General features: G+C 67.0%; 5 protein-coding genes. All 5 read left to right on the top strand.

Annotated features, from left to right (window positions below; all coding sequences use genetic code 11):
* The first annotated feature begins 11 nt into the window (after positions 1 to 11).
* A complete protein-coding gene (locus AC5RUM_RS05655) occupies positions 12 to 983 on the top strand; it encodes a biotin--[acetyl-CoA-carboxylase] ligase (RefSeq protein ID WP_494034029.1) in 972 nt (323 codons plus the stop codon).
* Positions 976 to 1,575 carry a PH domain-containing protein gene (locus tag AC5RUM_RS05660; RefSeq protein WP_494034030.1) on the top strand — a complete coding sequence of 200 codons (600 nt, stop codon included), beginning with the start codon at positions 976 to 978 and terminating at the stop codon, positions 1,573 to 1,575. The genes AC5RUM_RS05655 and AC5RUM_RS05660 overlap by 8 nt, the downstream gene beginning before the upstream one ends.
* Entirely contained in the window at positions 1,565 to 2,695 is a 1,131-nt protein-coding gene (locus AC5RUM_RS05665; RefSeq protein ID WP_494034031.1) for an adenylate/guanylate cyclase domain-containing protein, read from the top strand. The genes AC5RUM_RS05660 and AC5RUM_RS05665 overlap by 11 nt, the downstream gene beginning before the upstream one ends.
* Positions 2,696 to 2,997: 302 nt before the next feature.
* Complete coding sequence (locus tag AC5RUM_RS05670) at positions 2,998 to 9,120, top strand: Ig-like domain-containing protein (RefSeq protein ID WP_494034032.1); 6,123 nt, start codon at positions 2,998 to 3,000, stop codon at positions 9,118 to 9,120.
* A 108-nt stretch (positions 9,121 to 9,228) separates the two neighbouring features.
* On the top strand, positions 9,229 to 10,200 hold the full coding sequence (locus tag AC5RUM_RS05675; protein WP_494034033.1) for an AAA family ATPase: 972 nt from the start codon (positions 9,229 to 9,231) through the stop codon (positions 10,198 to 10,200).
* Positions 10,201 to 10,210: the final 10 nt, after the last annotated feature.

The raw sequence follows: 10,210 nt of genomic DNA on the forward strand, positions 1-10,210 counted from the left end.
AGGATGCAAGCATGGATGCCGCACGCCCTGATGAAGGCCCCGAAGCACAGGAAAACGCGCAGGAAAATCTGTCCGGATCGGGGGGACTGCCGGAGCGGCCCGCTCTGGACCGGGAAGCGCTCTGCAGTGCCGAATTCCTGTCGGCCCACGGCATTTCGCAGCTGAAGGTGGTTGACGCCACCGGCTCCACCAACGCCGATCTCCTGCGCGCCGTCACCGTCGAACCCCAGGCATGGCAGGACCTCGCCGTCATTACCGCCGAGCACCAGACCGCTGCCCGCGGCAGGCTGGACCGCACCTGGGAGGCGCCCGAGCGCAGCTCCGTCCTGGTCTCCATTGTCCTGCGCCCCGTCAACGCCGACGGCCGGCCGCTTCCCACCCAGACCTACTCCTGGCTTTCGCTCCTGGCCGCCCTCGCGCTCCGCGACGCGCTGCTGGAAACGGCCGGGTTGCGCGCGGAGGTCAAATGGCCCAACGACGTCCTGGTCCGCGGCAGGAAGATCGCCGGCATCCTGGCCCAGCTCGGCACGATGGGGGACGGCTCCGTGCCGCCCGTGATCCTCGGCACCGGGCTGAACGTCACCCTGACCGAGGCCGAGCTCCCCGTTCCGACGGCCACCTCGGTGCAGCTCGAAGGCGCCGAAACCGTGGACCGCACGGCCCTCCTGAAGAGCTACCTGTCCCGGTTTTGCACCCTGTACCGCAGCTTCTGCAACGCCGACGGCGACCCGACAGCGGGCTTGGCTGGCGGCCCATCGCTGCACAAGCGCGTGGAAGCCGTCATGGTTACGCTGGGGCAGCAGGTGCGTGCCCACCTTCCCGGCGACCACGAAATCATCGGGCACGCGTCCAGGCTGGACGACTCAGGCTCCCTCCTGGTGGTGGATTCCTCGGCGCGCGAGCATGTGGTGACGGCCGGGGACGTCATCCACCTGCGCCCCTGGACTCCGCCTGGGGAGTCTGCGGAAAGCGGCAATGCGTAAAGACCTCCTGCCGGGGGAGCAGGTCATTGTGATGACCCGCCCACAGCCCAGGATGCTGTTCATTCCGGCGGCGGTGTTCGTTGTGGCACCTGCGCTGGCCGCCTTTGCCAGCGCGTGGATCATCCGCGGCGGGCCCCGTGACCTATACCCTGCATATACCGCCGACTGGACGATCTGGCTGGTCGGGGGATGTGTGCTTGCTGCCCTTTGGGCGCTCTGCGGATACTGCCTGCCGCGGCTGCTGCGATGGCACGGAACGCGGTACTTTCTGACGAGCCGCAGGATTATGGCCCGCTACGGCATGCTCCGGCGGCGGGACCAGCAGGTCTTCCTGGCGTCGGTGCGCAACGTCACGGTCACCCAGACGGTGCTCCAACGGATGTTGCGCTCAGGGACTATATCCTTGGATGCCGGGCACCAATTCAGCGCCGTACTACGGGATGTGCCCGAAGTCGCCACCTTCCACAGGTTTGTGCTGGATGCGCTGGACGAGCTGCCGAAGGATGAGTTTTTTGAATGGGGTCATGTGCAGGACGGGTCCGACTCCGGATTTCCGCGGGATGTGAGAGAAGGTGGGAGAGATGAACGATGAGGATCACCGCGTGAGCCAGGGCGAGGGCACTGACGAGGTGGCCGACGCCGCCGCAGAGGCTCCTTCCACCGGCACGATGTCTGTCGAGCGGATCGCCATGAAGGCCCTTGAGGCCAGGCTCCTCGGCGGCGAGCGAAAGCTGCGCCGGCGCGAGGTAGCCGCCGGTGCGGGTCTGTCGCTGCTCTCGGCCCGGAAGCTGTGGCGTGCCCTGGGGTTCCCCAACCTCGGAGACGACGACGTCGCCTTCACCGAGCGCGACCAGGCTGCGCTGAGCACCGCGGTGGACATGGTCCGTACCGGCAAGCTCACCGAAGAGGCCGCAATTTCCGTCACCCGCGCCATCGGGCAAATGACCGACCGCATGGTTGTCTGGCAGATCGAGGCGCTCGTGGAGGACATGGTCCATGAGCAGGGGGTCACGGACGCCGTGGCCCGAAAGCGGCTGGTGAATGAACTGCCCGCACTCGTTGACCCGCTCGAGGAGATGCTCGTCTACTCGTGGCGGCGCCAGCTGAACGCGGCCGTGCAGCGCCTTGCCGTCCGGGCAGAGGCGGGACTCCAGGCCAGCGAGGAAGGCCGGGAAGGCGACGAGGACGACGCGCCGCTGCCACTGGCCCGGGCCGTGGGTTTCGCCGACCTTGTGTCCTACACGAGCCTTTCCCGGCGGATGAACGAAAAGACGCTGGCCAAGCTGGTGCAGAGATTCGAGAACAAGTGCGCGGAGATCATCTCTGTGGGCGGGGGCCGGCTGGTGAAGACGGTGGGCGACGAAGTCCTGTACATCGCCGAGACACCCGCCGCAGGAGCGGAGATCTCGCTGGCTCTGGCCGAGGCCTTTTCCCGGGATGAGATCCTTCCGGAGGCACGCGTGGCCATGGTGTGGGGCCGGATTCTGTCCCGCCTCGGGGACATTTACGGACCCACCGTCAACCTGGCCGCCCGTCTGACCACGCTGGCAGACCCCGGCACCGTGCTGATCGACTCCATGACCGCCGCAGCCCTTGACCAGGACGAGCGCTTTGTCCTGATTCCGAAGGACGCGGAAAACGTGCGCGGCTTCGGCGAGATCCTGCCGGTGGTGCTGGCCCGGGGCCAGGGCAAGGGCCTCGTCCTGGACTAGTTCCGCCGACTGGACTAGTTCCGCCGAGTGGACTGGTCCCGCCGACTGGGGACTGGTCCCGCCACGGGTGGGGGACTCCTCCCCATCGCCGATCGGATGGCGGGTGGGTAGTCTTGCCCGGGTAACGGAGGGTCCTCTGCGGACCCTTCTTGGACAAGCCGTCCGCGCCCATGTAATAGTCAGAACTCAGAATTGTTCCGGCGTCTCTATGGGGGAGTGGCGGAATGTCACGGCTCTTGGTGCTCACCAGGGGCCCGTAAGCTGCGCTCAGGCGGCTGTGATGTCAAGGGAATAATAACGCTGTGTCAACTTTGTTCGGCAGGCTGGGGCCAAGGAACCGACGCAACAAGCTCATCACGGGCACCGCCTTTTCAGCGGCGGCCCTCGCACTCGTTGCCGGAGCGATCATCTACCCGGGGTTCAAGACCACCGAAGTGGACCTCAACGACGGCGGCGTATGGGTGGTCAGCAAGTCCCGGAACGCAGTGGGCCGGTTGAATTACCCCTCGCGCGTACTGGACGGAGCCGTGACCCCGGCCAGCACCGCCTTCGATGTGCTGCAGAACGCCGGCAAGGTGTTCGTCGACGACGAATCCGGCTCAACCCTGAACCAGGTCTCCGCCGCCAACATGCGGCTGGGCGGGGACAAGCAGCTCCCGGGAGCCGCCCAGGTCAGCTTCGGCTCCGAGGTCATCTCCGTCACGGACCCCGCCGCCGGCAAGATGTGGGCGATGTCGCCGTCGACCGTGAACGCCTTCGATGAGGAATCAAGCGAGCCGGCCGTTGACGGTTCGGAGGGCCTGGTATCCGCCGTCGGCGCCGATGACCGGATCTACTCGGCGGATCCCAAGACAGGCGAGGTGACCGTCACCTCCGTGGACGCCAACGGTGAGCCCACCGAGACGGAATCCAGCACATGGGACGGGCTGAAGGGAGCCGGCGACCTCCAGCTGGCCGTGGTGGGGGACCAGCCTGTGGTCCTTGACCCTGCCGGGGGCAGCCTGTTCCTGCCCGGCGGCCGGGAAGTGCCTGTGCCGGACGCACGGGATGCCAAGCTTCAGCAGTCGGGTCCGGCGTCGGACGCTGTCGCTGTGGCCACGCCCAAGGCGCTGCTGAAGCAGCCGCTGGACGGTTCGACGGCGCGGCAGGTCACCCCTGGCGGCCAGGGTGTTCCCGCCGCACCTGTCCAGCTGGGCGGGTGCATTCACGCGGCATGGTCGGGCGTGAACAAGTACGTCCGCGACTGCGCCAACGATGGCGACGACAAAAACGTGGCCGTTCCGAAAGCCAGCGCCTCGCCCAGCTACGTGTTCCGCGTCAACCGCGACCTCGTGGTGCTCAACGACGTGAATTCCGGAAATGTGTGGCTCGTCAACCAGAACATGCAGCTGGTCAACAACTGGGACGATGTGGTGCCGCCGAAGAACCAAGCTGATGACCAGGACGAGGAATCCGCGGACGACAACACCATCAACGTCCTGCCGGACCGCACCAAACCGAACCGTCCGCCGGAAACCAAGCCCGACGTCGTCGGCGTCCGGCCCGGCCGCACCACGGTCCTGAGCGTGCTGGACAACGATTCCGACCCCGACGGGGACGTCCTCACCGCCTCCACCGGCAGTGAAGGCCTCCGGTCAGGAGGCCTCGAGAGCATCCACGGCGGATCAGCCTTCCAAATCACGGTTCCGGCCGACGCCACGCCGGGCACGGAGTCTTTCGATTACAGCGCTGCCGATGGCCGCGGGCTGTCCGCAAGCGGAAAGGTCACGCTGAATGTCGTTGGGCCGGACGAGAACCGGCCGCCCGCCTTCAAGCGGGGCGATCCCACCACGCTGCTCGTGGAGCAGGGGAAAACAGTCAGCCAGAACATCCTGACCGACTGGGTGGACCCGGACGGCGACGACCTCGTCCTCATGTCGGCGACGGCCGACAACCAGCAGGACCAGGTGAAAATCCGCCGTGACGGACTCCTGACCTTCCAGGATTCCGGCGCCACGGCAGGCAAGAAAACCGTGACCGTCACCGTCTGGGACGGACGCGCCACCACCACAAGAAAAGTGGTGGTGAACGTCCAGCCCCCCGGCGCCCTGGCTCCCGTCGTCAACGCGGACCACGTGACCGCCGTCGCCGGCCAGGACCTCGTTATCGCACCGCTGAAGAACGACGTCGATCCGAACGGCGGCGCCCTCCGGCTCGCCCAGGTGGAGGCCAGCGGGCCTGCCGAGCTCGGTCCCGTCACCGACGGCGGCACCTTCACCTTCCGCAGCCGCACGCCGGGGCCGGTGTACCTGACGTATATCGCCAGCAATGGCCCCCAGAGCAGTCAGGGCCTGATCCGCGTTGATGTCGAATCGGGCAAGGACGCGGGCAAACCCGTTGCCGTCCACGACGTTGCACTCCTGCCGGTCGGCGGCAGCGTCCTCCTGGACCCCCTGGCCAACGACTCGGATCCTTCCGGCGGCGTGCTGGTGCTTCAGTCCGTTTCCCTGCCGGAAAACGCCACGGCCTCGGTCAGCGTCCTCAACCACAGCGTCCTGCGGATCACGGACATCGCCGGGACGAAGGATCCGTTCCTCTTCCGGTACACCATGTCCAACGGCAAGGATTCCGCCACGGGCAGTGTTTCGGTGGTGCCGGTCCCGGCCCCGCCCGTCGTGGAGGCGCCGCAGCCGAAACCCGACGAGGTCAACGTCCGCGTCAATGACGTGGTCACCATCCCCGTGCTGGACAACGACACACATCCGCAGGGCGAAAAGCTCACCGTTGATCCGGTCCTTCCCCAGCCCGTCGAGGCCGCGAACGGGACAAGCTTTGTATCGGAGAACACGCTCCGCTTCATCGCCGGCAGTGAGCCTAAAACCGTCCGTGCCATTTACAACGCCGTGGATCCGCAGGGGCAGAAGAGCGCCGCGGCCGTCACCATCCACATCCTGCCCCTCGAAGGCGCCGAGAATTCCCGTCCGCAGCCCAGGAACCTGACGGCCCGGGTGGTGGCCGCCGGCACGGTGCGGATCCCGGTTCCGCTGGACGGCATAGACCCCGACGGCGACTCCGTCCAGTTGACCGGCATCGACAGCTCTCCCGCCATGGGAACCGCGACGCCCGGAAGCAACTTCATCGACTTTGTCGCCGCCGGAGACGGCGCCGGAACGGATTCCTTCCGCTACAAAGTGGTGGACCGGCAGGGCGCCGTGAACACCGGCACGGTCACCGTGGGGATCGCGCCCCGCGGCGACACCAACCAGAAGCCCACGCCCGTGGACGATGAGGTCAAGGTCCGCCCCGGCCGCCAGATCGCCGTCGATGCCGCCGGCAATGACTCCGATCCCGACGGCGACCCGATCCGCATCCTCACCGACGGAATCGAGGCGGACGCCGCCCTGAAGGCGGAAGTCAGCAAGCAAAGCGGCCGCATCCTCCTGCAGGCCCCGGCGGCTGAGGGCACCGTCAACGTCCGCTACGCCGTCGCCGATGAGCGGGGCGCCTCCGCCCAGGCCACCATCAAAATGGTCGTCGACAGCCAGGTCCCGCTGCTGGCTCCCATTGCCCGGGACGACCGTGTGACGTCAGCCCAGACCCTCGGCAAGACAGCCGTCGACGTTCCCGTTCTCAAGAACGACGAGGACCCCGACGGCGTCGGCGAGAACCTGAAGGTCACCAGCGGAAGCGAAACCGCGCGCCCTGGCCCCGACGGCAACGTGGTCGTCGAACTGACCGGGCAGCCGCAGCTGGTGCCGTACACCGTGGAAGACGTGGACGGGAAGAAGTCCACCGCGATCATCTGGGTGCCCGGCCTCGGGCAGCAGGTCCCCACCCTCGCCAAGGACGATGTCCTGGAACTCGTGGCGGGCCAGTCCGTCACGGCCAACCTGGGCGAATGGGTAAAGGTCCGGGAAGGGCGCTCACCCAGGCTGACACAGACCGACCGGATCAAGCTCATCGGTGCGGATGGCGGCGACCCCGTGGCCGGCAACGGCACTGCGATTAAGTACACGGCCGGCAAGGACTACGTGGGGCCCGGCTCCATCACCTTCGAAGTGACCGACGGCACCGGCCCGGACGACCCCGCAGGCCTGAAGTCCACGCTAAGCATCCGGACCAAGGTCCTGCCGGATCCGAACCGCAACAACCCGCCCACACTGCTGGGTGCCGCCGTCGACGTGCCGCAGGGGGAGTCCGCCCAGACCGACCTCGCCAAGTTGGCTTCCGACCCCGACGGCGACGATGCAGAGAACATGAAGTACGAGCTCGTCGGCGGTGCTCCGGCCGGCTTCGATGCCAGGATCGAGGGCGCCTCGCTCAAGGTCTCCGCCAAGGACGGCGTGCGGCCGGGCGAAGACGGGGCCGTGCAGGTGAAGGCCAGGGATCCCCGGGGGCTCGAGGCGACCGCCACGTACCGGCTCTCCGTCACAGCCTCCAACCGCCCCACGCCTGTGGCCAACGACGACCTGGAGCCCAGCGCCGCGGCCGGAAAGCCTGTGACCGTGCCGGTCCTGGCGAACGACGCCAACCCGTTCCCGGAGACGCCGCTGAAGATCGTGGCCGCGACGGCCGAGACCGGAACCGGGAACGTGGCCGTTGACGGGGACAACGTTGTGGTCACGCCCGCCTCCGGCTTCTCCGGAACCATGGTTGTTGCCTACACCATCGCGGATAAGACCGGGGAAGCTTCACGGCAGGCGACGGCCAGGATCCGGCTGACGGTGAAGGACGAGCCGCTCGCCCCCACTACGCCGCAGGCCCAAAGCGTGGGTGACAGCACTGCGCTGCTGAACTGGACCGCACCGGCGGACCGGGGGTCGCCCATCACCCACTACACGGTCTACGGCGAAGGCGGATTTGAACAGGATTGCCCCGCCAACTCGTGCACCCTGAACAACCTGGTGAACAACACCAAGTACCACTTCCAGGTGACGGCCACGAATGAATTCGGCGAATCCGGGCGGTCGCCCGCCTCGGCAGAGGTGCGGCCCGACGTCAAGCCGGACACCCCACTGGCTCCGGCGCTGAGGTTCGGCGACAAGCAGCTCTCCATCACCTGGAAGGCGCCCGCCAGCAAGGGGTCACCGGTCAAGTCCTACGACCTGGAAATCTCGCCGGCGCCGAGCGGCCAGAATGCGCAGATCCAGAACCTGACGGCCACCAGCTACGTTTGGAAGGGCCTCACGAACGGCGTGGCGTACAAGGTGCGCGTCCTGGCGCGCAATGATGCCAAGGACCCTTCCGAATGGAGCCAGTACTCGGCCGCGGAGATCCCCGCGGGTGCACCGGTGACTCCTGCCGCGCCGAGCGTTGCCGGAGCCGGCTCGGTGGGAACCCAGAGCCAGCTGCAGGTGAACTGGACCGCGCCCAACAATAACGGCGACGCCGTTTCCGCCTACACGCTGACCACGCTTCGCGGAGGCTCGGTGGTGAAGAGCCAGCAGGTCTCGGGGACCTCCCAGAATGTCACGGTGTCCAACTCCGAGGCCGACTACGCCTTCACCGTCTCAGCCACCAACAAAGCCGGCACATCCGGAACCAGCGCGCAGTCCGCGCCCATCCGGGCCGCGGGAAAGCCCGGGACTGTCAGCGGCGGCACGGTGGCGGCGCCGGGAAACAGCGGCCAGCTGAAGGTCACGTTCACACCGCTGACGCAGGCGCAGCGGAACGGGTCGCAGGCCTCGGAGATTGGCTACCGCTGGTCCACGGCCTACGGCTCCGGACCGATCAACGCCCCGGGCGGCACCATCTACGGGCAGCCGAACGGCCAGAACGTGACGGTGAACATCATCGCCTACTCCACGAAGAACAACGTTTCCGGGGATGCGAAGGCCATTGGTTCAGCAGTTCCCTACGGTCCGCCGGGTACTCCCGTCGTGACCGGCGGCACGTCCGCCAAGGGTGATTCCCAGGTGCACTGGACGTGGAGCAAGCCGAACGACAATGGCCGCGTCATTAACCGCTATGAGGTCAACTTCGACGGCAGCGGCTTCCGGTCGGTGGGCCTGGACCGGCAGTTCAGCCGCAATGTCGGTGGCTGGAACGAGAGGCATACGCTTGCGGTCCGTGCCTGCAACGGAACGGACGGCGACAAGGACTGCGGACAAGCGGATTCTGCTGTCGCAACCTCGGGTGCTGACCCGACCCCTCCGCCGCCCACGTCCTGGAGCATCCAGGCCACTCCGGTCCGCTCCTGCACGGAGCCCAACAGGACCACCGACAGCTACCGGAACTCCAACCCCGACCAGTGCGTCAGTCCCGGAAGGTGGTTTGATACCGGCATCACCGCACAGAGCGACCACTACGTGGTGTGGAGCAGGTCCACCGACAATCCCACGGGCGTGTGGTACCACCTGACGTCCGGTCCTGCCGGGGGCAATTACGTGCGGAGCGACACCACGTCGCTCGGCGGAAACCCGCCGGCGGGAATGCCTCGACGGTAACGATCGCGTGTTCTCCGCACGCCTTGAGCACACCGCCTAGGGCACAACAACTGAGCACAACGCCTTGGGCACAACAACAGACTGCACGAAACGGAAGAGGAACCTCCCATGACCATGACAACCGAGCAAGCCGCCTGGTTTGCGGGCACGTTCGAGAAACTCGTCGCCAACGTGGGCCAGGCGGTGCTGGGCAAGTCCCACGTCATCCGGCTGACGTTCACTGCCATGCTTGCCGAAGGCCACGTCCTCTTCGAGGATGCGCCCGGAACCGGTAAGACGTCGCTGGCGCGTGCCCTGGCCGCTACGGTGCAGGGATCCAACAACCGCATCCAGTTCACGCCGGACCTGCTGCCCTCGGATGTCACCGGCGTGACCATCTACGACCAGAAAACGCAGAAATTCGAGTTCCACAAGGGGCCGATCTTCAGCAACATTGTCCTCGCCGACGAAATCAACCGTGCCTCGCCCAAGACGCAGTCCGCCCTGCTCGAGGTCATGGAGGAATCCCGTGTCACGGTGGACGGCACCACCTACGAGGCGGGCCGCCCGTTCATGGTGATGGCCACCCAGAACCCGATCGAGCAGGCGGGCACGTACAGGCTCCCCGAGGCGCAGCTGGACCGCTTCCTCATCAAAACCTCCATCGGGTACCCGGACCACGCCTCCACCGTGCAACTGCTGGGCGGCACCAACCTCAGGGACCGCTCCAAAGACCTGCGGCCCGTCATCACCACCCAGGCCGTGGCGGACATGGCCGACCTCGCAGCCACCACCCACGTGGACACCGCGGTGCTCGAGTACATCTCACGGCTGTGCGAGGAGACCCGGAACGCCCCCGAGACCCGGCTCGGCGTATCCGTCCGCGGGGCCCTGGCCATGGTCCGGGCAGCCAAGGTCTGGGCAGCCGCCCAGGGACGGAATTTTGTCCTGCCGGACGACGTCAAGGAACTGGCCGGGGTCGTCTGGACACACCGCTTCGTCATGGACCCCGAGGCGGAGTTTTCCGGAGCCACGGCGGAAGCGGTCCTGACACGCGTCCTGGCCGATGTCGCCGCTCCCCAGCAGCGCGCAGCTGTCTAGACCGCGGGCT

This window comes from Arthrobacter sp. B2060, from assembly GCF_059090445.1.

Coding starts and splice junctions, on each gene's coding strand:
- AC5RUM_RS05655 (WP_494034029.1), top strand. CDS start 12: ATGGATGCCGCACGCCCTGATGAAGGCCCCGAAGCACAGGAAAACGCG.
- AC5RUM_RS05660 (WP_494034030.1), top strand. CDS start 976: ATGCGTAAAGACCTCCTGCCGGGGGAGCAGGTCATTGTGATGACCCGC.
- AC5RUM_RS05665 (WP_494034031.1), top strand. CDS start 1,565: ATGAACGATGAGGATCACCGCGTGAGCCAGGGCGAGGGCACTGACGAG.
- AC5RUM_RS05675 (WP_494034033.1), top strand. CDS start 9,229: ATGACCATGACAACCGAGCAAGCCGCCTGGTTTGCGGGCACGTTCGAG.